This is a genomic window from Streptomyces sp. GC420 (assembly GCF_009916105.1).
Classification (GTDB): Bacteria; Actinomycetota; Actinomycetes; order Streptomycetales; family Streptomycetaceae; genus Streptomyces.
In genome coordinates, this window is record NZ_JAAAXQ010000035.1 from 1 (window position 1) to 22,116 (window position 22,116).

Sequence of the window (22,116 nt, forward strand, 5' to 3'; positions counted from 1 at the left end):
CCCCTACCTCCACCAGCGCACCGCCGGCCGCATCGGATCCCTCACCCGACTCATCCGCCAAGCCGCCATCAACGCCATCTGCGACGGCACCGAACGCATCACCAAGCAATCACTCGAAGCCATCCGCCTCGACCACCTCGCCGAAGCCCACTACCGCCCCACCCGAGGCCGCTAACCCCACCCGCCGACCAGGCAGAACAGCCCTGACCAGCACAAACACCAATCGCGCCATTACACGCTAGAACTACCTACAACGAACCCATCCGCCCTCAACGTGAAGCACACACCCCCAGCTCACACACCCCGACCATCTCGATCAAACCGCCAAATCCGCCTCTCAACAAACCAGCAACACCCCAGACCAGCCACCGCCCCGCACACCAACAAACCCCCCCTCCGAGTGTCAGGCGCCCACGGCGTCCGCGTCGACCAGGATGCCCATCGCCGACACGAACAGTCCCCCGCGTCCCCGGGCGACGCAGGTGCCGCGCCAACCGGGAGACGGCCTCGGCCTGGTCGGGAAAGAGCCGCGCACGCTCGGGACGGCCCGGGCGCAGCAGTTCCACCACAGCCATGACAGCTCTTCCCCGATCCCGAAACGAACGGCCCCCGGGCAGCAGCCCGGAGTCGGAAAGACGGTACGGCCTGTCCCGCGCCACTGCATTTTGAGCGTGTGCCATCGACGTGCGAGCGGCAGAATGACAGCACGGCGACGATGGCCTGTTTTGAGTCAGTGACTCCAGTAGTCGCGGCGGGGCAGTTCGACCCACACATCGGGCGGTCCGGCCACGGCGCGCCGGTCGGTCGGGCGCAGTCCTGCGAAGGCGCAGGCGTAGGCGACGGCGTTGTGCTGGTAGAGGTACGAGGCCAGCACCTCCTCGGAGGTGTCGTTCTCGTCCGGTCCTCCGCCGGGGTGCAGGTCTGAGCCCTCGACCGTTCCATGACGGGCGATGCTCCCCTGGTTGCCGCTCTTGGGATTGGCGTACAGGCCGTAGCAGACCGTGCCGGCGGACAACCGGGCCAGCACGCCCGGCATCTGCGGCGCGTATCCCCAGGGCTGGGTGACGACGCAGCCGCCCGGCACGGACGTCACGCCGATGATCTGCAGGCTCTCGTCCATGTCGTAGGCGTAGGGATCCTCCAGCAGTTCGTGCAGCTCTTCGAGGAGTTCGCCGTCCACCGGCGTCGCCTGAAGACGGCGCACCGACTCGGCCGCGTCGATGCCGGCCACGCAGGCCAGCCCCGTACCGTCGTAGTCGAAGTCGCCCAGCGCCGTGGTGAGCCGATGGGCCTCCTGAGCTGCCGCACGCTCGGTGTCGGTCAGGGACGCCCCTTCCGGTACCGGGAACAGCTCCGGCGTCGGTCCGGCCAGGCTCAGCCGCCCCGGTGACCAGCCGCCGAGCGACAGCCGCCAGGGATCGGCCCCGGCGGCGGCGAGCGCTCGTGCGCTGGCCGGCTTCCTGGACATGACGGCTTCCCACAGTGCTGTCACCCCGTTCTCCAGCGCGTCCACATCCGCAACCCGGCGGGCCAGCTCCACGACGGCCTCCGGGGAGCCGAACACCGCTGCCCGATGCAGGGGCCGGCCCCCGCTCCATCTCTCCGGATCGGCTCCTTCGTCGAGGCGTCGGCGAATGTCGTCGGCATCCGTCCAGTCCCAGCCAATGCCGGCCCAGCCGTCACTCTCTGCTGCCACCGCTCCCCCTCGAACACGTCGCATGCTTTCGCGCCACTTCGTCACGCTCTCATACCGAGAACAGCGCAACGGCACGAGCGCACGTAGCTCCAGGGCGCTGGCACACAGGCCAGATTCGGTAACCGGGCTTTGTCTGTACGCGATCCGTACGCTGTTCGTACGCGATAGAAACGACTGTCAGGTGGGAGGTCGGCGGAGGACATGACCAGGAGCGGGAAGGCCCTCCTTCTGGCACCGGTTGGCGCGACAGTTCTTTCAGTTCTTGCAGATGCGGTGGGCCTTGGCCACGAGTCTGCGAGGCAGCTTCGGCCCTGCACATGCGTAGTCGATCAGCAGGTTCCGATAAGTGGTGTTCGCGAGCTCCGGTGCCAAGGCGATCAGGGCCCTCAGGTCGTCGGACGAGCCGGAAAGGCGTGTGCGGTAGGCAGCTCCCGCCGCACGCAGGGAGACTTCGTGAGGTTCGTGTTCCAGGCCCTGTTCGACGAGGTCCGCGGCTGCGGCGAAGTCGCCCTGCTCGGCACGCACGTCCGCCAGGTCCAGGTACAGGGACCAGTTGGCGCAGTCCAGGAGCAAGGCGCATTCGAAGGCCTCAGCAGCCTGGTCCAGGTCGCCCATCACCCGCCAGGTGGTCGCCCGTGCGACTGCGGTCCACATGACCCGGTCGACGGCATCGGCGCGGTCGCACAGAGCGAAGGACAGTTCGTACCGGCCGCAGGCCCGGGGCAGCCGGGCCATGGCGGCCAGCGATTCCGGTACGGGATTGCGTTCGGACACCACGTCGAGGGCATGGAACCAGGGCGCGAACCGCTCCCGCATCTCGTCGGTGTCCAGGTCGTGGCCGTAGTCCAACGTCCGCAGACACGCCTCGGCCAGCGCCTCGGCACTCACCGCGCCGAGAAAGCGCGCATCGCCGAACCAGGGTGCAGCGCCCCACGCCACGTCGGGCCGCGCACCCGTGACCGAGCCAAGGGCCATCACCGCGTCGTCCATGTCCCCTTCAAGGAACAAGAAGTACGCCTGCGCCAGCACAGCGCTCAAGGAGCTGCCCTCTTCAAGGCTCTCCTTCAGTTCCGAGCGTCGGTCCTGCCACAACTCGGCGAGGGCCGCATAGGGCTCCGGAGCAGCCGGTGCCGAGGCTATTGCCCCCACCAGTAGCTTCACGGCGCCCATCGGGCTTCCGCCGCAGTGCGCCATCACACCAGCGAGACCGACTCCCGCCGCCACTGACTTATTCGACATCGCCAGAGAATACCCGTGGCCAAAGGTTGCATGAGCACGTGCCCTGGGACGGCGGTGCGGGTGCGGCGATCTGTCCGTGACGGCAGCCCTGACGGCCATGCCGGGCGGCAGTGGGACCAGGGGCGTTGGCTTGGCAGGCGAGAACGACCCCCGGCCAACCTGTTGCGATCATCGTAAAATCTTGCGATGATCGCAGCCATGTATTCGGTTGAGGAACTTGCCGCCCTGCGCCACCCGATGCCCGAACCGGGCACCGTCACCCCCGAGGACTCCTACGCCGACGCCTGCGACCAGGTGGCCGAGCAGCGCAAGAGGGACGTCCTCCACCTGGAGGGAGCCAGCGACAGCCTTGGGACGGATCCGCTGCTGCTGGCGCTCGACGACCTGAAAGTACAGAAGGAGGCCGTCGACACCCAGATCCGCCGGCTGCTGGCCTACGGAAGGGAGTTCCACGGCAGTCGCCCCTACGGGCTGGAGGAACTCGCCCGCCGCGCCGGATACAGCGTCTCCGGGGTGCGCACCGCCTACGGCGAGAAGGAGATCAAGCAGGTCACCGCGCAGATCGGCCGGGAGCCGAACCGGCCGCGCCGTGCCACCGCCGGGAAGAGCCGGTGAGCGCGGCAGATCGCGCGGCTGCCACCGCCGCGACAGCGGCAGCGCCGTCGTTGCATCCGTCGGGGGGCCACGGTCCGTCGCTGCCTCCGTACCAGCAGGCGGCCGCGGACCTGCGTCGGCGGATTCTGTCCGGGCGGCTGGGGCCCGGCGAGCGGCTGCCCGCGGGGCGCAGCCTGCAGCAGCAGTACGCACTCGCGGGCATGACAGTGCGGGCGGCGCTGCACACGCTCCGCGCAGAGGGCCTGGTCGACGCATGCACGGCAAAGGCACCTGCGTCGCCGATCCCCTGCCCCGGGAGGCGATGCGCGCGGACACCGCCGACACCTGCCGCATCGAGGCTCTGGAGGCCGCACTGCGCGATGTCCTCAGCCACATCCGGCCACAAGGGCAACCGGATTGGCAGCTCAACACCTGTCTGGTGAGCAACGACCAGGTGACGACATGGTGGGCGGTCCTGGGTGCCGCGCCCCGGTGGCAGACTCCGGACGGGCATCCGTGCTGAACGCTGCCCAACCGCCCCCGAAGGTCGTCGAGGCGTGATATCGCGACCAGGACCGAGCATGCCCGTAGGCGCGCCAAGGATGCGCGGGTGCGCCTGGTGGTACGCCTCCCACCGCGCTGTCTCGGTCCACCGCTGGGTGATCCGGTCCAGGTGCACAGGACTCCAGCGGCCCCGGGCTGCTCATCGGCCCGTGCATCTACGGGAGGGCGGGAGAAGCCGTCGGTCCGTCGGCGTTGTGCGCTGTGCTCGGGCGGGGCGCGGGTGTCTGGGGCAGTACGCGGGCCAGGTCGCGGCGGATACGTTCGGCTTCGCCGCGCACCTGGGCGGGGACGTCGCCGCGCTCGGCGACGAGTCGGCTGAAGATCGGGGTTTCCTGGAACACGGTGGGCTCTGCTCTCGGTAGGGCTCGCGGACGGGGCCGGTGGCGTCGTGACGGCTGCAACCAGGTGCGGGTCGAGGCCGAACTGGTTCATCAGGCCGGTGAGCAGTTCCTGAGCGCGGCGACGGCGGCCTGCTGGTCCTTGTCGCGGGCTGCGGTGCCGTAGACGAAGTGAGGGGCCTTGGGGATGACTGGGACATCGGCGACCGGGACGCTGGTGGTGCCGTCGGTGAGGCCGGACGGGTACGGCTGGTCGTAGTTGCGGACCCACTGGGCGTACTGATCGGCCTTCACGTCGCCGGGGCCGATGATGCCAGTCAGCTCGCAGGTGGTGTCCCGGACCCCGTGGATGATCAGGCCGCCGCAGGTGTTGGCCATCGCGGCGACGTCCTTGGCCGGCTCGTTCCACCGGCCCTCACGCGGAGGCTGGGGAAGCTGCTCCTCGCAGTCCAGGTCGTCGGACTCGGCCGGCCGGTCGGCTGCCGCCCTCGCGATCATGTCGTGAGAGAGCGGGCCGGGCGGCTCACCGAGGTGCTCATGCAGTCGCGTCCAGGAACGGGCCATGCCGGGCACCCTACGGCGGGGCACTGACAGCGCATTCCGTTCCGGCCCGGCGCCGCCGGTCGCTTTCTGCAGCCGGCAGCCCTTCGAAGGGGGTGTGGAAGAAGAAGTCGAAGTCGACGACCAGCAGCCGCCCCTGCCGTTCACCCGTCCTCGTCCCGCCCCGTGGTGCGGTGACGCATACGGGCGGTCCGGCAGACGGGCAGGGAGTGCCTGCATCAACGGCAGCCTCCCAGGGCCGGGGCCGGGGCCGGGTCAAGGGGGCTGCATGCCAGGTCTTCGGCGTCGGTCGCCTGCACGCGGAAAGGGGCCGGTGCCGGGAACGGGAGCCGGGCGTCAGCGGGTCTGCCCGTCCTCGTCCACTGCGGTGCCCGGCCCCCGGCCGGCCGACGAGTGCGGCGGTCGCGGCGGCGAGTCGGTCGGCTCGACCGACGACGCCCGGATACGGCACCTGACCGTCGCGCTGCCGCCGCAGTACGCGGCTCGCCTCTTCGACGCCCAGGGGCAGGGCGCCACCGAGCAGCGTCTGCGGGAGATCGCGGCCGAAGGGCTGAAGGAGGTGTACTTCCAAGACGGTGGCCGCCGCGCCGGAAGCCTGGAGGAGGTCCGCTTCTCGGACATTGAGCACCTGGAGTTCGACCTGTAGCAGCCACGCCCCGAACAGCCCGGGCCCGGACCAGTTGATCCGGGCTCGCTCGCGTATCCGCGGGAGCCGGGTGTGCTTGTGCACGCGATGCCGAGTTCAACGCGCAGGACCAGGGAGGGTCCTGGCGGGCGACCGGCTAGCCAGTGCTGTGACCGCCGAGGGCTGGCTGTACCTGGCGACCTGGCTCGATCTGGCGACCCGTGAGGTGATCGGCTACTCGATGGCCGACCACCACCGAGCCGACCTGGTCGTCGACGCCCTGGAGATGGCTGCCGGCCTGGGCTACCTGGAGGACGGCTGCATCATCCACACCGATCGCGGATCCGAATACACATCAACTCAATTTCGAGTGCGGCTCGGTGAGTTGGGGCTGCGGCAGAGCATGGGGCGCACCGGGGTCTGCTTCGACGACGCTGCCGCCGAGAGTTTCTTCGCCAGACCGAGCCAGCGCACGGGCCGATATCTTCATGTTCATCGAGACCTACTACAACCGCAGGCGCCTGCGCAGGCACCCCGAGTGGGGTTACCCCACCCCTCACGAGACCCGCCAGCGCCACCAAGGAACGAAACCAGACCACGCCCTCGCCGCATGACAGAAACGTGTCCAGGATCACGGGGAACCTTCACGCGAAGGCATCCTCCTCGACCAGGTGCACCCACTGCAGACCACCCGCTGGGCCGACGACGCCGAAGGCGCGGCCGATCTGGCGGTGCTGCTCGGAATCCTGATCACCGCGGCGGAGCGCCGCCTGTTCCCCGGGAGGCAGTCATGAACGAACGCGACGTCCTGCTCAACGAGCTCGCACAAGGTCTGCGCCCGATGTCAGAGGGCATCGAATGGTTCGACGGCCTCGGCCAGGAAGAGCAGTCCGAGGTGCTGCTGTTCCTGCGCCATCACTGCGTCCAGGCACGCGCCGTCGCCGAGGACGCACCGGAGAGCATCCGCCGTGCCGGGCTGCGCCCGACGCATACGCCCGCAGTGCTGATCTCACGAGGCCGGATCGACGAGCAACTGGGAAAGATCACCATTCTCGCGCCTCTCGACGAACGCCGCAAGGCGTTCAGGCTGCTGATCGCGGTGCTCACGATTGCCGACGCGCGGCGCCGCAAGCGCTTCTGCTCCGGCGGCTGCAGTCACTGGTGGCACAGACTGTCCGCCGTCGCCTGAAAACCCAGCACCGCACCCCTGAATGCCGGTTCCCGGTTGAGCGTTTTCTGCGGAGCGGATCAGTCCCACCAAAAGTCCCAGTGGTGGGCGCCGGCGATCCGCTCGGCGTATGCGGCCAGTGTGTACGGCCTGCTGCCCTGCCATATGTTGTCCGGGCAGAAGGCGAAGTGCTCGGCCGCGACCAGGAGCGCCTCGTGCTCGTCCACAGGTGGCGCGGCGACGCTGAGGTGCAGCGTGGAGAACCCGACCGCGACGACACGAGCACCGAAGCGGTGCTCCCAGTCACGGAGGACCGCAGAGAACTTCGCGGTGTCGTTGTCGTAGTTGCAGGGTCCGGCCCAGCCCACAGCTGTCAACGCCTCGGCACCGGACGCTGCGGCGACCAGTCCCAGCCGTGTCTGTGGGCGGTCGGCGAGGAACGCCTGCGCGAACTCGGCCGCCAGTTGATCGGGGTTCGTTGCCGTCTCCCGGCTGGGCGCGAGGCCGGGCCAGGTCTGTCCCAAGGGGGCCGTGACGGCGAGGCGCCGGTCGGCGTCGAGCATGTCGTCGCCACCGACGGCCGTATAAGTCGCCCACCACTGCGCGAGGAGGCTGGCAGAGTCGTGGCTTGCCGGGGAGGACATCTCCTCGGGGAAGACCTCCCCGGATCCCCATGGGCGGAATTCGGCATCGTTCGGATCCAGCGAGTCGAGCAGTAGCGGCCACAGGCCGGAGCGTGTGTGTTCGTACATCCGCGTCCACAGCTCGACCGTGGCCGGCTCGTCACTGAGCCACAGGGGCTGTACGTCTCCGTCGCCTTCGTCGGGCGTGACCATCCGGCCGGGCGGCAGGAGGCCCTCAGAGGGCGGTGCGGTCAGCAGTCCCATGTCCATGGCGGGCACCCTAACCGGGTGCACTGACAAGGGGTCGCCTGCTCAGCAGTGACGCGCGTCGAGCGCTTCCTCGTTGTTCCAGAGGACCGGCGTGGCGCCGACGGGTTCGAACCGGATCTGCGGGTGGTTGCACTGGACCAGGCAGATCAGACGGCGGCGAAGTACGGCTGCCTGGCGGGCCTGGTCGGCGATGATGTCCAGGACAACCTGCGCCGCCCTGGGGCAGGTTGTCGCGAACCGATCGTAGTCAGTGAAGACCAGGACCAGTCCGGCACCTTCGGGAGCATCGTCGTAGCGGCCGTAGCAGGCCACGTCGCCGAGGCAGTCGTTGAGCGCGTCCAGGTTGTGCCCGTAGTAGTCGGGGAAGTCCAGGGCTGCGGCCATGGCACGGTGCATGTCCCGCTCCGCGTTCCACTGGCCGGCTTCCAGGCGGATCACGCGGAAGCCGCGGTCTTCGAGACGTTCCGCCGCCTGTGCGAGGAGACGCTTGCGCCAGAAGAGGGTGACGAAGGTGTTGATCATGTACTCGATGCCGGGAAGCCGAGCAGTCCTGGCGGTTGGCTCCGGATTCTGTGCCGCGTCGCTCCGGTAGGCGTCGAGGAGACGGAAGAACTCTTCGACGGGAGTCGAGCCGTCGGGGGTGTTGCGTTCGATGTCGGCTGCCCAGGTGGGAACTGGCGATGCCGCGATACTCATGGAGCCAGCGGCTGAAGTCGTCTTCGGGCCAGAAGGCCCAAGGTTCGTCGATGCTGTGCACGCCAAGCCCTACCCGGTAGCCGGTGAGCATGGACTGCAGGTGCTGGAGTGAGCCGCCGGGCAGCCACATCCCGGGCCGGAGACGGATCTGGTCCAGGAAGTCGTACACGTCCGTGCAGTCCTGCCAGTGCTTGGCCGTGGGGGCCGGGAGGTCTTCGGTGGACATGTTCCGACCTTATGGTGCGAACGGGTACTGTCGTCGGTCGGAGGGGTGTGAGCGCAAGGCGATCACACGCGGTTGGTCGGGGGCATCTGCCGGAAACCACACCCCAGCACGCTCCGAAGCCCCATCGACAGGCACCCGCCGTCAACGTGACAACGCCCCGGAACCGCAACTACCTTGAACAACAGCTTCACGGGACCGCCGGTGCTGAACCTTCGAGCCGTGAACGCCCCGATAATGCGGGTGAGTTGCCGATTTCATGGGCGTGCACCCGACTGATTATGATCTTGGTCATGACTGTGCAGAACCCTGGCAACCCCCCTTCCCGTAAACAGAGACTTCAGGAGAGGCAGCGCCGTCAGCTGGCGGTGGTCGACACCGTGGACAAGGCCGAGGCCAAGGTCCGCAAGGCAGAGGTCGAACTGGCCGTGGCTGTCACTGAGGCAGTGCAGGTCTTCGGCGACGAGCAGTCCGCGTCCGAGGGACTCGATATGCCGGTCGAAGTCATCCGGCGCTTCCTCGGCATGGGACGGGACGGAGTGGCCAGGGGCGACAACGTCGCCGAGGCCGCCGGCAAATCCTGAGCTCGGCGTTCGTGGCGAGCCGTGGTGCGAGGTCGGTGTCGACGCCCTGTATCACCGCAGGGAACGTCACCCGGAACGGGCAGCCGCTGACCCAGCAAGCCGTCTCCCGGAGACACCAGACAGCCATCGGCCGTGCGGCAGGCTCTCTCACCCACATCGCTGTCGTACCGCCCGGGTTACTCGCCCGCGCGATCCGCGCGGTCAGAGACGGGACTTGCTCACCGGAACGGGGACGGAGCGACAACGGACACCTCGACCACTGCATCGGCCTGCGAAACAGCCCCGAGCATGCCCGCTGATCATGCTGGCGCTCCGGGAAAGTCCAAGATCCCCGACAGAGTCAAGCTGAGGTCATCGACGCTGCCATCGGGCATCCCGATCGAAAGGTTCGTCTGCAACTCGCAGAGCTTAAAATGGACATGAGTATTGATCAGTGGGTGCGTCTGATCGCCAGTGAACCCGGTGGCGTCTTCCGCCGCCGCTTCCAGGCGCTGGCCGTCTGGCACTGCCCGAAGGTGGCCGAGGTCGAGTTCGAGTTCGAGCGCTGGGCCCGCGACCCGGACCCGCAGATCCGCCTGCAGTCCCTGTGGTTCCGGAGCCATCCAGAGCGGCTGGCCGTGACCCTGGCCGCCGATCCCGATCCGGAGGTGGCGCGGAGGCCTGCAGATACGCCCGGCCGCATCCGGATGCGGGCCGCCGGTCCGCACTGCTTCACTCCGAGCGGCGGTCCGTACCGCGGTCGGAACTTGCGGAGCGCGCCGGACTGCCCAAGCCGACAGTGCACCGGCTGGCGGCGGACCTGGCGCGGCTGGGCCGGCTGGAGCGCTCGGGCCCGCACTACCGGCTCGGGGCGAAGCTGTTCGAACTCGGCTCGCTGATCCCGCGCCGACGTGATCTGCGCGAGGCGGCCCTGACTTTCCTGCAGGGACTGTTCGAGGCCACCCGTGGGACCGCCCCCCCTCGGCGTTCGCGAAGGCCTGGACGTCGTCCACCTCGAACGCATCCACGGCCACGAGGCCCTCCATCTGGCCCTCCCGTATCGGCGGCAGCCTCCCGCTGAGCTGTACCGCCGTGGGCAAGGCCCTGCCCGCCCTCTCCGGCGCCGAGCTGACCGAGGAGGTGCTGTCGCAGCCGCTGCCGAGCCGCACGCCCCACTGCCATCACCGACCCGGACCGCCTGCGGCTTCGCTTGCAAGGGGGCGTCCGGGTCGTTCCGTGGGGCGAAGACCGAACCGGGCGGCGCGGGAAGCTGTTGCGAGGGCGGATGACTGCCTCTCATCCGGTCCCCGCGCGGACCGCGATCGCAGTCGGTGATCTCGCCTTCCCGGGCCGACTCCAGCACCCGCCTGGCCAGCTGCTGCAGCAGCTGCCCTCGCCGGTCAGCGGCAGCCCCCGTTATTCCGGGCTCGGTCAAACAGCACCGCAACGAGCTACTCGTCTTGTCCTGCCTCCGATTGCGCAGCAGTAGCCGAAGTGCGGGCGGGTTCAGCGCGCGGTGCGGGCGGGTTCAGCGCGCGGTGCGCGCTGTCATGACGCCGAACCCGGCGATGTACTCGCGGATCGGCCGGTAGAAGGACGATGTGACGGTGTAGGGGCCGGACGCACCGAGTGCCGCGAACGCGGCGACCCAGGTGCGTACCTCGTGCGCCGAGTTGCCGGCGTCCTCGGCCATCTGCGCCGCGCTCATCGCGTCGATCGGGGTGAGGTCACCGGAGGTGAAGACCTCCATGAGGGCCTGGTCCCACTCGGGGTTGAGGTCGCGGATGGTCGCCGTTCCCGCCGCGAACGCCTTGCCGGCGTTGATGACGTTGTGCTGGCGGGCATCGCGTGCGGCCGCGGTGGGGTGACGGCCGTTGAGCAGCAACGCGCGCTGGGCGTCGTCGGCCGTGGCCCACTGCGGCACGGGAGGGTCGTGCGAGAGGCCGCCCGAGCCGATGACAAGGACGCGCTCGTCGTCGAGGGTGGCGAGGAAGGAGCCGATGGCCTCGCCCAGCTTGCGCACGCGCGCCATCTTCACGAAGGGCTTGGCGACACCGTTGATGAAGACCGGGATGGCGGGGACGGTGTCGATGCCGTTGAAGAGGATCTCCAGTGGCTGGATGGCGCCGTGGTCGACCTCCATGCGGCGAGAGATGGCGATGTCGAGATCGCGCTCGGCCACCCACTCGGCCAGCCGCTCGGCCACCGCGGTCGGCACATCGAGCGGTCCCTCGGCCGAGCCGTAGTCCCCGACGCCGAGCGCCTCGTAGCCGATGCAGAACGGCGGCATCAGGTCGTAGAAGAAGCCGTTGTAGTGGTCAGGGGCGAAGGGGACGACGAGGGTCGGGTCGTAGTCCCGCACGAAGGCCCGCGCTTGGTCGAAGGCAGCGTCCACGGCGGCCGTCACGTCCGCGGGCGGGTCAGCGTACTCCAGGAGCGGGCTGTGGGACATGCAGACGAGTGCGACGCTCATGAGCGGACTCCTTCGGTGCCGGTGCCGGTGCCGAGAGCGGTGGAGAGCGAGCCCGCCGCGATCACCCCGGCCAGGGCCCGGGGCGCCTGCTGGGTGAGGGAGGCGGCTGCGACGAAGCGGTCGGGGCGCAGGATGATCAGGCCGCAGGCACGGACGTCGAACCAGCGCTTGAGGGCGCCCGAGGTGTCACCGACGACGGTGACGGGCGTCGGCGAGTCGGCGTACCGCTTCTCGGCCCATCTCCGCTGGGTCTCGGGCATGAACGAGATGAGCTTGACCCGGTGCCGGCGGATGAGTTCGAGGTCGTTCGCCGAGAGGAACTTCGTGGGGTTCGTGCCCCACGTGGCGAGGGCCCACCAGTCGCCGATGACCTCGTCGAGCAGGATGTTGGTGTGCTCGCCTGTGTTGACTCGGGGCTGGATGAACTGCAGGCCCACGGGCGAGATCGAGCCGGCGGAATCGACGAACGGCGCCAGCTTCGAGCTCTTGAAGGTGGCCTCGGCCTGACCCGGTCGGAGGGTGGCCTGGTCCACGACGACCCCGGTGGCATAGCGCGGCATGGGCTTGAAGCGCAACTCGGTGAAGTAGGACTTCCACTTCGGCACCAGGTTGAGGGCCGAGGCGGAGATGTCGCGGACCTTGCCGCCGAACCTGCCCATCTTCATGATCGAGCCGACCGCCATGTTGACGTCGATCATGTCGGCAACGTGCTTGTGGCGCTCGTCGCTGTAGGAGTCGAGCAGGTTCTCGGACGCATCGCCGCGCAGGACGGAGGTGAGCTTCCACGCGAGGTTGGTGGCGTCGCGCATGCCGGAGTTCCAGCCCTGGCCGAGCCAGACCGGCATAAGGTGGGCCGCGTCGCCGGCCAGGAAGACGTTGCCCTTGCGGAACGAGCCGGCGACCCGGCCATGATGGGTGAAGGTGCGCTGGTTGATGATAGTGAGGGCGGCCGGGTCGGGCACGAACCGCTCGAGCAGCGAGCTCATGAAGTCCGGGTCGTCGACGAGTCCGGTGGGCTCGTTGTCGTGGAGCATGAACTCCCAGCGGCGGATGCCCTGGGGCAGGCCGATCGAGACGTAGGGGCGGCGGGGGTCGGCGCCGAGATAGACGTTGGGTGCCCCGATCGGGTCGTCGTCGACGTCGACGACGACCCAGCGGGTCGAGGGGGACTTGCCCTCGAACTCGACGCCCATCCACTTGCGGGTGAAGGAGCTGCCACCCTCGCAGCCGACGGCGTAGCGCCCGGTGACGGTGACGGTGCCGGCGACGTTTCCGTCGGCGTCGAGCTGCTCGGCTGTGACGGAGACGTGGTCGCCCAGGTCCTCCAGCCCGACGACACGGTGGCTGAAGCGGAGCTCGGTGCCGGTGAAACGGTCGAGTCCTGCCGCGAGTTCCCTGTCGACGAGTGGCTGGATGAAGCCGTGCTTGCGGGGGAAGCCGAACTCCTGGGTCTGGGGATCGTTGGCGGCCAGCACCCGGCCCTCGCCGTTGACGAGGCGGACCACGTGGTGGGGCACTGTGAAGGGCTCGATCTGCCCCCACAGGCCGGCAGTGCACAGCGTGCGGATCGCCTCGTCGTCGAGTCCGACGCCTCGGGGGTAGTCGATGAGCTCCGATCGGGCCTCGAGGACGATCGCGCGATGGCCGCGCATGCCGATGAGGTTGGCGAGGGTGAGGCCGACAGGACCGGCCCCCATGATGACGACGTCGGTGTCGAGTGTGCTCATGAGCGGTGCCTCCGCCGGGCTCAGTTGTGGGTGAGGAAGTCGACGACGAGGCGGTTGAACTCTTCAGCGTGCTCGATCATCGCCCAGTGGCCACAGCGGTTGAGCAGCACGAGGCGAGAGTTCGGGATGTTGGCCAGCAGCCACAGGCTGATCTCGTAGTGCAGGACGCGGTCGTCCTTACCGTGGATCAGGAGGGTGGGCGTCTGGATGTCCGGGATCTTGTTGCGGTCGGCCTTGATCGGGATCGGCGCGCCGAAGGCCAGGCCCTGGACGTAGTTCTGCAGGTGGTCGGGGCGGGCGAGCGCTGCCTGGGAGCGGGCCTTGGTGAGCTCCGGGGTGGCGAAGCGCTCCTTGTCGTAGGTCATGATCTCGACGAGGGCCTTCATGTTCTCCGGTCCGGCGTCCTTGTAGGCCTTGACCAGCACCTTGAGACCCTCGCTCGGGCCGTCGCCGGGACCGAAGAGGGTGGCAGGGCCGCGCCCCAGCGAGGCTCCCATGGTCACGAGGTGGGTAATGCGCTCGGGGTGGAGCGTCGCGAAGCGGATCGCGGTGTGGGCGCCCATCGAGTTGCCGACGAGTGCCGCCTTCGGCAGGCCGAGCGCGTCAAGGAGTTCGACCAGGGTCGCGTCGTGGTCCATGTCCTTGGTGGCCACGGTGTCGGAGTCGCCCCAGCCGGGCATGTCGGGCGCGAGGACGTGGAAGCCCGCGTCGGCGATGACGCCGATGTTGCCGGAGAAGTTGGACCACCCGGTCGCCCCCGGCCCGGATCCGTGCAGCAGGACTACCGCGGGCGCGCCGGACGCGGCGTACTCCTGGCCGGCTTCGTAGTAGCGAAGGTGCGTGCCGGACGGCAGCGTGAGGTCGCGTGCGGCGACTTCCTTGGTGAGGGTCATGACGGCGGCGGCTCCTTGTGCGTTATCTGCACGTGTTAATGCGATAAATGCATGGCGTGACGCGGGTATGTCACCACCACCCCGAAGGCGTGTCAAGGCGGCGGCTCTGTTTCGTAATCGGCTCCGGCTCGCATCCGGCGGCAACGCGGAGCACCTGGCCACTGCCCCTGATGCCGGCGAATGAGGGGCATGCCCGGCTGAGGTTCAGTCGACGGGCGGTACGGCGTGGCATGCGGCCGCGCCGGTTGCCGTTCCCGCGTGGCGTACGACGCTGCCCTTTGCACCGCAGGACATCACGGTGCGTTACCGGGGTGCGAGCCGGAGTCGAATCTGCGACGGAGCCGAGTGCGGGGCAGCCGAGGCGGCGCGGTCACTGCTCGGGGCGAAGAGGGCTCAGGACAGCTGGGCGGCCAGTCGTGCCGCCGCCTCGATGAGCACAGGCGGCGCCTCGGCCGCGATCTCGGCCCGATGGGTGATCAGGTTGAGGCAGGCGACCGGGACGCCGGCGACCTGGGGGAGCGGTACGGCGACACCGTAAGCACCCGGCTCCACCTCGCCAACGGTCTCGGCATACCCGCGCTCGCGGGCCTCGGCCACGCGGGCCTCCTCGCCCGGCGAGGGTGACATTGCGGCCCGCAGGGCCACGCCACCGGCTGCGCGGCTGATCGGGTGGCGGCCGCCGGTGCTGAAGACGAGGTGGTACTGCGAGCGGGCGGGCGAGACGACGGAGAGCGCGACCGCCTCGTCGCCCTCGGCGACGAGCAGGGTGACCGTGGCGCCGAGGCGCTCGGCGAGCTCGTGCAGGATCGGCTCGGCGGCGACCCGCAAGGTGGTGTGGATGCCGGAGGCGAGGGCGGCGAGGCCGCTGCCGACGCGGTAGCGGCCGTCGGCCCCGCGGATGACGAACTTGAACCCGGCGAGGGTCGACAGCAGCCGTGAGGCGATCGAGCGGTGGACGTCCAACTGTTCGGAGATCTCCTGGATGGTCACTCCGTCGGGAGCGACCGCGACCAGCTGGAGGGCGCGGAGCCCGCGGGCCAGGGTCTGGGCCCCAGGTGCCGATCGAGTGTCGCTCATGGCCGCACAGCATAGACGCCGACGCCGGGGTGATGATCAGCGGCTGCGACACGCCGATCGGCCCGCCTGCTGCACGGGGGTTGACAGGGGTATGCACCCCCCCTCACTCTCATCGATATCTGCATCACACCGTGCACTATATGCACGCACCCCGAAGAAAGCGACCAGAGGGCAAAACATGCTGGAGTTCAGCGACGTGCACATCACCTACGGGCCGGGGGTGATCGCCGTCGACGGTGCTTCACTCACTGTCGACGATGGGCTGAGTGTCGCGATCATTGGTGGCAACGGGGCCGGGAAATCGACGCTGCTGCGCGCCGCGTCGGGTGTGCTGCGCGCCGTCGGCGGCCGGGTGGTGGCGGGACAGGTCACCTGGGACGGTGCGCGCGTGGACACGCGCCGTGCGTCCGCCATCGTCCGCGAGGGCATCGCCCACGTGCCCGAGGGCCGCCGGGTCTTCGGCAACCTCACCGTCGAGGAGAACCTCGAGGCCGCCGGCATCGTGCTGCGCGATCACGCCGAGCGCCGCCGGCTCATGAACGACTCCTACGAGCGGTTCCCCGTGCTCGGCGAGCGCAAGGCGCAGCCTGCCGGGCTCCTGTCCGGCGGCGAGCAGCAGATGCTCGCCATCTGCCGGGGGCTGATGAGCAAGCCGCGCCTGCTCATCCTCGACGAGCCCACCCTCGGCCTGGCGCCGCTCGTCGTGAAGCAGATCGCCGAATCGGTGAAGGGGATCCACGCGACCGGCACCGCCATCCTGCTCGTCGAGCAGAACGCGGCCGTCGCGCTCGGTGCGGTCGAGTACGCCTACGTCCTCGAGAGCGGCCGGGTCGTCCTCGAGGGCAACGCCGCCGAGCTCGCCGAGAGCGACGACGTCCGCAAGCTCTACCTCGGTGCCGACATCGACGAACCGGTGGACGAGCTCGTCTCCGCGGCCCCGGCCCGCGCCCTGGCGAGGTGGTCGGCATGACCGCCACGATCGCGCCCGTCGAGACCCGTGCCCTCCCGCTCGTCGTCGACCACGTCACGCTTCAGTTCGGTGGGGTGAAGGCCCTCACCGACGTCTCCTTCACCGTCGAGCCCGGCACCGTCCACGCCGTCATCGGCCCCAACGGCGCCGGGAAGTCCTCGACCTTCAACGTGATCTCGGGCCTGTACCGCGCCACCGCCGGCGCCGTGCGGTACGGCGACCACGAGCTGTCGTCGATGAGGGCCGGCGCCATCGCCCGGCTCGGGATCGGTCGCACCTTCCAGAACATCGCCCTCACGGCGTCCGACAGCGTGCTCGAGAACCTCATGGTCGCGCGCTACCGCCTCACGAGGACGGGCTATGTCTCTGCCGCCCTCGGCCTGCCGAGGGCGCGGCGCGAGGAGCGCGTCCACAGTCGGCGGGTGATCGAGATCGCCGAGTTCGTCGGCATCGGCCCGATGCTCAACCGCCCGGCCGGGACGCTGTCCTACGGCCAGCGCAAGAAGGTCGAGCTCGCGCGGGCGCTCGCGACGGAGCCCGACCTGCTGCTCCTCGACGAGCCCGCGGCCGGCCTGCCCACCCACGAGAAGACCGAGATGGCCGAGCTCGTCCGGGCGGTCAACACCGGCCTGGGTGCCTCAGTTCTCATCGTCGAGCACGACATGCCCCTGGTCATGGGCGTCGCCGACCACATCAGCGTCCTCGACTTCGGCCGCCTCATTGCCGACGGGACGCCCGTCGACATCCAGAACGACCCCGCGGTCATCGCGGCCTACCTCGGCAAGGAGTCCTGAGATGCAGCTCTTCGTGCAGCAGCTGCTGCTCGGCATCTCGCTCGGCGCGATCTATGCCCTGATCGCGCTCAGCTTCACGACGATCTTCCAGGGGACCAAGGTCTTCAACCTCTCCCAGGGCACCGTGATGCTCGCGGGCGTCTTCGCCGCCGCGAAGGTCGCGCCGCACTCCGGCTTCTGGCTCGCGGCCCTCGTCGGACTTCTCGTCGGCGGCGCCGCCGCGGTGATCATCTGGGGCCTCACCCTCGCCAGCCGGGGCAGTGGCCACCTGACCCAGACGATCATGACCATGGGCATCCAGGTCGTGCTCATCAGCGAGCTCACCCGCCGCATCGGCTCGGATTTCCTCACCACCAAGGACCCCTGGGGCGCCTCGGTCTGGCACCTCGGCGGTGTCGGGATCCCACAGGCGCGGGTATGGGCGATCGTCGTCACGATCATCATGGTCGGCGTCTTCTTCTGGGCCTTCCGCGCCACGCCCTGGGGTGCGGCGATGCGGGCCGCCTCGGCCGACCCGGTGACCGCGGAGCTCCTCGGTATCAGCGAGCGCCGGGTCGCCTGCGCCGCCTGGGGCATCGGAGGCGTGCTCGCCGTCCTCGCCGGACTCTTCCTCGCTGCCGCACCCAATCCCGGCCTCGACTACACCTCGCACCTGGTCGCCCTGAGCGCCATCCCCGCAGTCGTCATCGGAGGGCTGGACTCCTCGGAGGGCGCCGTCGTCGGCGGCATGCTGGTCGGCCTCGTCCAGGGCCTCGTGACCGGCTACTCCAGCCACTACACGTTCCTGGGCACCGACATCGGCTCGGTGACGCCCTACATCCTCATGGTCGCCGTGCTCCTCCTGAAGCCCCACGGTCTCTTCGGCTCCAAGGAGGTCGCTCGTGTCTGACACCAGTCTTGAGGCACGTCTCGCCAAGCCGGTCGTCGCGATCGCAGCCGTGCTCGTCCTGGCCGTGATCCCGCTCTACTTCGACCAGTCCTGGACGATCATCGGCGTCTTCTCCATGGGTGCCGCGATCGCCGCGATCGGACTCACCATCCTCAGTGGATCAGCCGGTCAGCTCTCGCTCGCACACGCCGCGTTCATGGCCGTCGGCGCCTACTCCTACGCCTTCCTGTCGGGCCGGAAGGGCGGTGACGACATCGCCGGCCTCGGCCTGCCGCCGCTGCTCGCCGCCGTACTCGCCGTGCTCGTCGCCGGCCTGGCAGGCCTTGCGTTCAGTCCGGTCGCTGCGCGGCTGCGCGGCTTCTACCTCGGCGTCAGCACGATCGGCCTCGTCTTCATCGTCCAGTGGGTGATCAAGGACGCGGTCAAGGCCACCGGAGGGGTCAACGGCCGCCCGGTCGAGCCACTCACGGTGGGCGGATTCGAGCTCAGCGGCTCCAACCCGACCCACGAGCTCACCGTGCTCGGCGTCCCGTTCGGCGGCACCGAGCGGCTCTGGTACCTCTCGCTGCTGCTCCTGATCCTCACGATCCTCGCGGCCAACCGCATCCTGCATACACGCCCCGGCCGTGCACTCAAACTGGTCCGCGACAACGAGGCCGCCGCAGCCGCCATGGGCATCTCCGTGCAGCACGCCAAGGCGACCGCCTTCATCCTGTCGTCGGCCTTCGCCGGCCTCGGTGGCGTCCTCTTCGCCCTCGCGTCGAACTTCATCGGCTCGGGCAACTTCGACCTGCTGGTCTCGATGTCCTACCTCGCGATGGTGGTCATCGGCGGCCTCGGCTCGGTGGGCGGCGCCGTCGGCGGCGCGGCTTTCGTCACCGCACTGCCATTGCTGCTCAACAAGTTCAGCGACTCCCTTCCCTTCCTGGCGGCGCGCGGCTCCAACGGCTACACCGCCGGTGTCGTCGCCCAGATCGTGTACGGCGTCGTCGTGGTCGCCATCATCATCGGCCGCCCCGACGGCGTCGCCTCCTTCCTGCGGGCACGCCCCCGCGTCCCGGCTTCCGCCTGAGCCATCCCCGGCCCCGGGCGGGCCCCCGCACAGGAACCACCCCAAAGCCCCTCCGCACAGGAACCACCCCGAAGAAGAGGTATCCATGCGCAAGCGCACCATCCGTATTGCCGCCGCCTCGGCTGCGGTGCTCAGCACCGTCTTGCTGGCGGCCTGTGGCACCCGCTCGACGTCCCCCGGCAGCGACGCGGGCTCGGGCGGCGTCAAGACGGACTTCGGCGTCACCCAAGACACCATCACCCTGGGTGTGCTGAGCGACTTCAGCGTCGTCTACGGCCCACTCGCCAAGACGGTCTACGCCGGCAACCAGATCTGGGCCGACGAGGTCAACAAGGACGGCGGCATCTGCGGTCGCCGGATCAAGCTCGACGCCCAGGACCAGAAGATGGACACCCAGCTTGCCAACACCGAGTACGCCTCGATGAAGAGCAACGTCCTCGGCATCGTCCAGCTCCTCGGCTCGCCGGTCATCTCCTCGCTGCTGCCCCAGATCAAGGCCGACCACATGCCCACGGTGGCCAACGGCTGGAGCCGCGGTTACCTCGGCACCCCCGAGCTGGCCGTCGCCGGCACAACCTACGACCTCGACGAGGTCAACGGCGTGCAGTACCTCGTCGACGAGGGCAAGCTGAAGGCCGGCGACACCGTCGGCCAGATCTACATGGCCGGGGACTTCGGTGAGAATGCGGCCGCCGGTGCAAAGTACGCCGCAGGCAAGCTCGGCCTGAAGTACGTCGGCAAGAAGGTCGACGCGACCGCGACCGACATCAGCGCCGAGATGGCGGCCCTCAAGGCAGCCGGCGTCAGGACGATCCTCGTCTCGACCGGCCCCAAGCAGACCGCGATGGTGGCTTCCCAAGCACCGAGTCTCGGCCTCGGTGACATCCCGCTGCTCGTCAACGCCCCGTCGTACGACCCCTCCCTTCTCGCCAGCCCGGCGGCTGAGGAGATCCTGAAGAACCTCCTCGTCGTCACCTCGCTCCGCCCCTTCGCCGGCGACAGCGACACCCAGAAGACCGTGGCCGCCGCCTTCGACAGGGTCGCCGACGGCAGCACACCGACCCAGCACGCGCTCATCGGCTACGTCAACGCCCAAGTCATGGGCGAGGCAATCAAGGCCGCCTGCGACGCGGGCGACCTGACCCGCGCCTCGGTGGCTACCCAGCTGCGCAAACTGTCCGGCGTCGAGACGGACGTCACCCCGACCCTCGACTTCGCCGACCCGGCCAAGCCGGCTTCGACGCAGAGCCTCATCCTCAAGCCCGCCAAGAACGACGGTGGACTCAAGCAGGTCAAGGACTTCTTCGCCTCTGACCTGCAGGCGGGTTACCACCCCTGAGCCGTCGGCGGCGCCGTGCAACAGCCGTCGACCCCAGCGTGACCGCAGCGGCCCCCACGACCGCCCAAGAGCTCGCACAGAAAGGCGTGGGGGTCATGGTCACCGGGTGGGGCGGTCGTGCCGGCGGTGGGCGGCAGGCGCGGTGGATGAGGCTACGCACGATGATGATGGCGTCGTACGAACCCCTCTGGTCCCGCGCGCAGGAGACGGGCGCGATCCTCTTCCTGCACGCATGTAGCCGATCGTCTCTTGCGCTCGGGCCCCAGGGGGCGTAGCTGCGCAGCGACGGAACGATGCTGCCGAATATCGCGAGACCGAAGCCCTCGCACAAGGGATCAGGAAGCAGGCGACGACCTGGGTCCGCCCCAGAGGAGGGGGAGGAAGGCTGCGGCCGTCCCACCGGCGTGGCCGCCCTCCGGGACGGCGGTCCGCCGGTGGCCCCAAGGTCGTGCACCTCAACCGATAAAGTCAATTCTTTGACAGTCTATTCTTTGCGCTCATAACGGCTCCGTTCGGATCCACCACGAGAGAGGCGCACGTCATGACCGCATCCGGCCTCCGCAGGACCTCAGCACGCCCCGCGCTGCCCCCGGAAGCCCAGGCCCTGCTGGCACACGACAGCTGTGCACACGCCCATGGGATCACCGTTGACGAGGCCGGGCCCGGCTACTCACTGCTGTCCATGGCGGTGCGCCCGGACATGCTCAACAGCCACGGGATCTGCCACGGCGGGGTCATCTTCCTGCTCGCCGACACCGCACTCGCCTACGCCGCGAGCTCGGGCGAGGCGCCCACCGTCTCCACAGGGGCGAACATCCACTACCTCTCCCCCGCCAGGTCCGGGGACGTCCTGACCGCCGTGTGCCGGGCGGTGCACCAGGGTGCCAAGAGCGGTGTGTACGACGTGGTGGTGACCACCGAGGACGGCGCGACGATCGTCGCGACCTTCCGGGGACAGAGCCTGCGCACGAGGTCGATCGCCACGCCTCGGTAGTCTGATTCTGCAGCAGACAGGGCCGGGCGCCGAGCGAAGGACAGCGGGGTCGAGCAGTGGCAGACAGGGCGACGACGGACAGGAACTCCTCCGCCCGGCACGCCCGCGTTGCCGCCTCCGAGGTCCAGGGTTCCGAGTTCGGCGACGTCGCCCTGGAGCTCACCCGGCGGGAGCTGCCCGGTCTCGATCCCATGGCCTTCCACCTCGGCATGCTCCTGCTGCGGACCGCCAACACCCACAGCCAGCACTCCGAGCGCCTGATCCACCGCCCGCACGGCTTCAGTTCCAGCGGGTTCCGCATCCTGTACACCGTGTGGATCTTCGGGCAGGCGGAAGCCCGGGACATCGCCCGCCTGTCCGGGATGAGCCGCCAGGTGGCCTCCAGCGTCCTGGCCACCCTGGAGGCCGACGGCCTGGTGATCCGCGAACGACTCTCCACCACGGACCGGCGCCTGGTGAGTGTCCGGCTGAGCGAAGCCGGTGCCGCCGCCATCAAGGACGCGTTCGCGCAGCAGAACCGGCTTGAGCGGGAGTGGTTCGGCGATCTGACGGCGGACGAGCAGGCCACTCTCAAGGGCCTGTTGAGCAGGGTGGCCGGACGGATCGCCAGGACGGCGACGTCCGCCGAGGACTGACACCGGCACGCCTCACCCCTGCCTGCACGGCCGCCGGGACCGTCCGGCGGGATTTCTGTCATCCCATTGGCAATCAGTGAGGTCTTCTCGGCA

23 protein-coding genes and 5 pseudogenes are annotated in these 22,116 nt (G+C 69.1%); 18 read left to right on the top strand and 10 right to left on the bottom strand.

The genetic code is table 11. From position 1 onward, the window contains the following. A pseudogene (locus GUY61_RS39835) lies at nucleotides 1-175 on the top strand (ATP/GTP-binding protein); the annotation flags it as partial. 555 nt (nucleotides 176-730) lie between these two features. Here the strand turns inward: GUY61_RS39835 and GUY61_RS07170 are convergent. Together GUY61_RS07170 and GUY61_RS07175 are read right to left on the bottom strand one after the other, a co-directional pair. Further along, on the bottom strand, nucleotides 731-1,696 hold the full coding sequence (locus tag GUY61_RS07170) for an ankyrin repeat domain-containing protein (RefSeq protein ID WP_313896551.1): 966 nt from the start codon (nucleotides 1,694-1,696) through the stop codon (nucleotides 731-733). Between the two features lie 255 nt (nucleotides 1,697-1,951). Continuing rightward, complete coding sequence (locus GUY61_RS07175; RefSeq protein ID WP_243766244.1) at nucleotides 1,952-2,935, bottom strand: hypothetical protein; 984 nt, start codon at nucleotides 2,933-2,935, stop codon at nucleotides 1,952-1,954. Nucleotides 2,936-3,121: 186 nt separating this feature from the next. On the opposite strand from GUY61_RS07175, the gene GUY61_RS07180 reads away from it, so the two are divergent. The 3 genes and pseudogenes from GUY61_RS07180 (at nucleotide 3,122) to GUY61_RS39840 (ending at nucleotide 4,052) form a co-directional block, all read left to right on the top strand. Continuing rightward, nucleotides 3,122-3,550 carry a hypothetical protein gene (locus GUY61_RS07180; protein ID WP_166629216.1) on the top strand — a complete coding sequence of 143 codons (429 nt, stop codon included), beginning with the start codon at nucleotides 3,122-3,124 and terminating at the stop codon, nucleotides 3,548-3,550. Next, nucleotides 3,547-3,789, top strand: a pseudogene (locus GUY61_RS41800) (GntR family transcriptional regulator); the annotation flags it as partial. The gene GUY61_RS07180 and the pseudogene GUY61_RS41800, both read left to right, overlap by 4 nt. 14 nt (nucleotides 3,790-3,803) lie before the next feature. Then, nucleotides 3,804-4,052, top strand: coding sequence for a hypothetical protein (locus GUY61_RS39840; RefSeq protein WP_243766245.1), 249 nt, complete (start codon nucleotides 3,804-3,806; stop codon nucleotides 4,050-4,052). Between the two features lie 196 nt (nucleotides 4,053-4,248). Here the strand turns inward: GUY61_RS39840 and GUY61_RS07190 are convergent, their stop codons facing one another. Then, nucleotides 4,249-4,434, bottom strand: coding sequence for a hypothetical protein (locus tag GUY61_RS07190; protein WP_166629218.1), 186 nt, complete (start codon nucleotides 4,432-4,434; stop codon nucleotides 4,249-4,251). 90 nt (nucleotides 4,435-4,524) lie between these two features. Next, complete coding sequence (locus GUY61_RS07195) at nucleotides 4,525-4,995, bottom strand: helix-turn-helix domain-containing protein (protein ID WP_166629219.1); 471 nt, start codon at nucleotides 4,993-4,995, stop codon at nucleotides 4,525-4,527. Nucleotides 4,996-5,410: 415 nt separating this feature from the next. On the opposite strand from GUY61_RS07195, the pseudogene tpg reads away from it, so the two are divergent. From tpg to GUY61_RS39845, 5 genes and pseudogenes are all read left to right on the top strand, one after another. Continuing rightward, nucleotides 5,411-5,638, top strand: a pseudogene (gene tpg, locus GUY61_RS07200) (telomere-protecting terminal protein Tpg); the annotation flags it as partial. A 70-nt stretch (nucleotides 5,639-5,708) separates the two neighbouring features. After that, nucleotides 5,709-6,026 (top strand): annotated as a pseudogene (locus GUY61_RS41805) (transposase); the annotation flags it as partial. Between the two features lie 79 nt (nucleotides 6,027-6,105). Next, on the top strand, nucleotides 6,106-6,231 hold the full coding sequence (locus GUY61_RS41115; RefSeq protein WP_279576769.1) for a hypothetical protein: 126 nt from the start codon (nucleotides 6,106-6,108) through the stop codon (nucleotides 6,229-6,231). A gap of 57 nt (nucleotides 6,232-6,288) precedes the next feature. Beyond that, on the top strand, nucleotides 6,289-6,411 hold the full coding sequence (locus tag GUY61_RS41120) for a hypothetical protein (RefSeq protein ID WP_279576770.1): 123 nt from the start codon (nucleotides 6,289-6,291) through the stop codon (nucleotides 6,409-6,411). Continuing rightward, nucleotides 6,408-6,806: a DUF5958 family protein gene (locus tag GUY61_RS39845; RefSeq protein ID WP_243766246.1), complete on the top strand. Its 399-nt coding sequence runs from the start codon at nucleotides 6,408-6,410 to the stop codon at nucleotides 6,804-6,806. Before GUY61_RS41120 ends, GUY61_RS39845 begins: the two co-directional genes overlap by 4 nt. A 59-nt stretch (nucleotides 6,807-6,865) precedes the next feature. On the opposite strand, the gene GUY61_RS07210 is transcribed toward GUY61_RS39845, so the two are convergent. Both GUY61_RS07210 and GUY61_RS39105 read right to left on the bottom strand, forming a co-directional pair. Continuing rightward, nucleotides 6,866-7,678, bottom strand: a complete 813-nt coding sequence (locus GUY61_RS07210; RefSeq protein WP_243766247.1) for a DUF4253 domain-containing protein — start codon at nucleotides 7,676-7,678, stop codon at nucleotides 6,866-6,868. 42 nt (nucleotides 7,679-7,720) lie between these two features. Next, nucleotides 7,721-8,374 carry a barstar family protein gene (locus GUY61_RS39105; RefSeq protein ID WP_243766248.1) on the bottom strand — a complete coding sequence of 218 codons (654 nt, stop codon included), beginning with the start codon at nucleotides 8,372-8,374 and terminating at the stop codon, nucleotides 7,721-7,723. A gap of 516 nt (nucleotides 8,375-8,890) precedes the next feature. On the opposite strand from GUY61_RS39105, the gene GUY61_RS07220 reads away from it, so the two are divergent. Further along, nucleotides 8,891-9,181: a hypothetical protein gene (locus tag GUY61_RS07220; protein WP_243766249.1), complete on the top strand. Its 291-nt coding sequence runs from the start codon at nucleotides 8,891-8,893 to the stop codon at nucleotides 9,179-9,181. Nucleotides 9,182-9,867: 686 nt separating this feature from the next. Then, nucleotides 9,868-10,649, top strand: a pseudogene (locus GUY61_RS41810) (IclR family transcriptional regulator). Between the two features lie 39 nt (nucleotides 10,650-10,688). Here GUY61_RS41810 and GUY61_RS07230 read toward each other — a convergent pair. From GUY61_RS07230 to GUY61_RS07245, 4 genes are all read right to left on the bottom strand, one after another. Continuing rightward, nucleotides 10,689-11,633, bottom strand: coding sequence for a 3-carboxyethylcatechol 2,3-dioxygenase (locus GUY61_RS07230; protein WP_166629222.1), 945 nt, complete (start codon nucleotides 11,631-11,633; stop codon nucleotides 10,689-10,691). Continuing rightward, the gene (locus GUY61_RS07235; protein ID WP_166629223.1) at nucleotides 11,630-13,360 is read right to left on the bottom strand and encodes a bifunctional 3-(3-hydroxy-phenyl)propionate/3-hydroxycinnamic acid hydroxylase; all 1,731 of its coding nucleotides are present in this window, start codon (nucleotides 13,358-13,360) and stop codon (nucleotides 11,630-11,632) included. The genes GUY61_RS07230 and GUY61_RS07235 overlap by 4 nt, the downstream gene beginning before the upstream one ends. A gap of 20 nt (nucleotides 13,361-13,380) precedes the next feature. Further along, entirely contained in the window at nucleotides 13,381-14,253 is an 873-nt protein-coding gene (locus GUY61_RS07240; protein WP_166629224.1) for an alpha/beta fold hydrolase, read from the bottom strand. A 393-nt stretch (nucleotides 14,254-14,646) separates the two neighbouring features. Next, a complete protein-coding gene (locus tag GUY61_RS07245) occupies nucleotides 14,647-15,330 on the bottom strand; it encodes an IclR family transcriptional regulator (protein ID WP_166629225.1) in 684 nt (227 codons plus the stop codon). Between the two features lie 178 nt (nucleotides 15,331-15,508). Between GUY61_RS07245 and GUY61_RS07250 the strand changes: the two genes are divergently transcribed. The 7 genes from GUY61_RS07250 to GUY61_RS07280 all read left to right on the top strand — a co-directional run bounded on the left by GUY61_RS07250 (nucleotide 15,509) and on the right by GUY61_RS07280 (nucleotide 22,023). Beyond that, nucleotides 15,509-16,300, top strand: coding sequence for an ABC transporter ATP-binding protein (locus GUY61_RS07250; protein WP_166629226.1), 792 nt, complete (start codon nucleotides 15,509-15,511; stop codon nucleotides 16,298-16,300). Next, the gene (locus tag GUY61_RS07255; protein WP_166629227.1) at nucleotides 16,297-17,094 is read left to right on the top strand and encodes an ABC transporter ATP-binding protein; all 798 of its coding nucleotides are present in this window, start codon (nucleotides 16,297-16,299) and stop codon (nucleotides 17,092-17,094) included. The genes GUY61_RS07250 and GUY61_RS07255 overlap by 4 nt, the downstream gene beginning before the upstream one ends. Nucleotide 17,095: 1 nt before the next feature. Further along, nucleotides 17,096-17,983, top strand: coding sequence for a branched-chain amino acid ABC transporter permease (locus GUY61_RS07260; RefSeq protein WP_166629228.1), 888 nt, complete (start codon nucleotides 17,096-17,098; stop codon nucleotides 17,981-17,983). Beyond that, nucleotides 17,976-19,055 (top strand): branched-chain amino acid ABC transporter permease, encoded by a 1,080-nt coding sequence (locus GUY61_RS07265; RefSeq protein ID WP_313896552.1) that lies wholly within the window; start codon nucleotides 17,976-17,978, stop codon nucleotides 19,053-19,055. The genes GUY61_RS07260 and GUY61_RS07265 overlap by 8 nt, the downstream gene beginning before the upstream one ends. Before the next feature lie 85 nt (nucleotides 19,056-19,140). Then, nucleotides 19,141-20,394: an ABC transporter substrate-binding protein gene (locus GUY61_RS07270; protein ID WP_166629229.1), complete on the top strand. Its 1,254-nt coding sequence runs from the start codon at nucleotides 19,141-19,143 to the stop codon at nucleotides 20,392-20,394. A gap of 541 nt (nucleotides 20,395-20,935) precedes the next feature. Next, nucleotides 20,936-21,388 carry a hydroxyphenylacetyl-CoA thioesterase PaaI gene (gene paaI / locus GUY61_RS07275; protein WP_166629230.1) on the top strand — a complete coding sequence of 151 codons (453 nt, stop codon included), beginning with the start codon at nucleotides 20,936-20,938 and terminating at the stop codon, nucleotides 21,386-21,388. A gap of 56 nt (nucleotides 21,389-21,444) precedes the next feature. Continuing rightward, the gene (locus GUY61_RS07280) at nucleotides 21,445-22,023 is read left to right on the top strand and encodes a MarR family winged helix-turn-helix transcriptional regulator (protein ID WP_166629231.1); all 579 of its coding nucleotides are present in this window, start codon (nucleotides 21,445-21,447) and stop codon (nucleotides 22,021-22,023) included. Nucleotides 22,024-22,116 lie beyond the last annotated feature (93 nt).

Bases quoted from the DNA above. Each gene is read 5' to 3' on its own strand.
- GUY61_RS07175 (WP_243766244.1), bottom strand. From the start codon at position 2,935: ATGTCGAATAAGTCAGTGGCGGCGGGAGTCGGTCTCGCTGGTGTGATG.
- GUY61_RS07180 (WP_166629216.1), top strand. From the start codon at position 3,122: ATGATCGCAGCCATGTATTCGGTTGAGGAACTTGCCGCCCTGCGCCAC.
- GUY61_RS39840 (WP_243766245.1), top strand. From the start codon at position 3,804: ATGCACGGCAAAGGCACCTGCGTCGCCGATCCCCTGCCCCGGGAGGCG.
- GUY61_RS07195 (WP_166629219.1), bottom strand. From the start codon at position 4,995: ATGGCCCGTTCCTGGACGCGACTGCATGAGCACCTCGGTGAGCCGCCC.
- GUY61_RS41115 (WP_279576769.1), top strand. From the start codon at position 6,106: ATGTTCATCGAGACCTACTACAACCGCAGGCGCCTGCGCAGGCACCCC.
- GUY61_RS39845 (WP_243766246.1), top strand. From the start codon at position 6,408: ATGAACGAACGCGACGTCCTGCTCAACGAGCTCGCACAAGGTCTGCGC.
- GUY61_RS07210 (WP_243766247.1), bottom strand. From the start codon at position 7,678: ATGGACATGGGACTGCTGACCGCACCGCCCTCTGAGGGCCTCCTGCCG.
- GUY61_RS39105 (WP_243766248.1), bottom strand. From the start codon at position 8,374: ATGAGTATCGCGGCATCGCCAGTTCCCACCTGGGCAGCCGACATCGAA.
- GUY61_RS07220 (WP_243766249.1), top strand. From the start codon at position 8,891: ATGACTGTGCAGAACCCTGGCAACCCCCCTTCCCGTAAACAGAGACTT.
- GUY61_RS07230 (WP_166629222.1), bottom strand. From the start codon at position 11,633: ATGAGCGTCGCACTCGTCTGCATGTCCCACAGCCCGCTCCTGGAGTAC.
- GUY61_RS07235 (WP_166629223.1), bottom strand. From the start codon at position 13,360: ATGAGCACACTCGACACCGACGTCGTCATCATGGGGGCCGGTCCTGTC.
- GUY61_RS07240 (WP_166629224.1), bottom strand. From the start codon at position 14,253: ATGACCCTCACCAAGGAAGTCGCCGCACGCGACCTCACGCTGCCGTCC.
- GUY61_RS07245 (WP_166629225.1), bottom strand. From the start codon at position 15,330: ATGAGCGACACTCGATCGGCACCTGGGGCCCAGACCCTGGCCCGCGGG.
- GUY61_RS07250 (WP_166629226.1), top strand. From the start codon at position 15,509: ATGCTGGAGTTCAGCGACGTGCACATCACCTACGGGCCGGGGGTGATC.
- GUY61_RS07255 (WP_166629227.1), top strand. From the start codon at position 16,297: ATGACCGCCACGATCGCGCCCGTCGAGACCCGTGCCCTCCCGCTCGTC.
- GUY61_RS07260 (WP_166629228.1), top strand. From the start codon at position 17,096: ATGCAGCTCTTCGTGCAGCAGCTGCTGCTCGGCATCTCGCTCGGCGCG.
- GUY61_RS07270 (WP_166629229.1), top strand. From the start codon at position 19,141: ATGCGCAAGCGCACCATCCGTATTGCCGCCGCCTCGGCTGCGGTGCTC.
- paaI (WP_166629230.1), top strand. From the start codon at position 20,936: ATGACCGCATCCGGCCTCCGCAGGACCTCAGCACGCCCCGCGCTGCCC.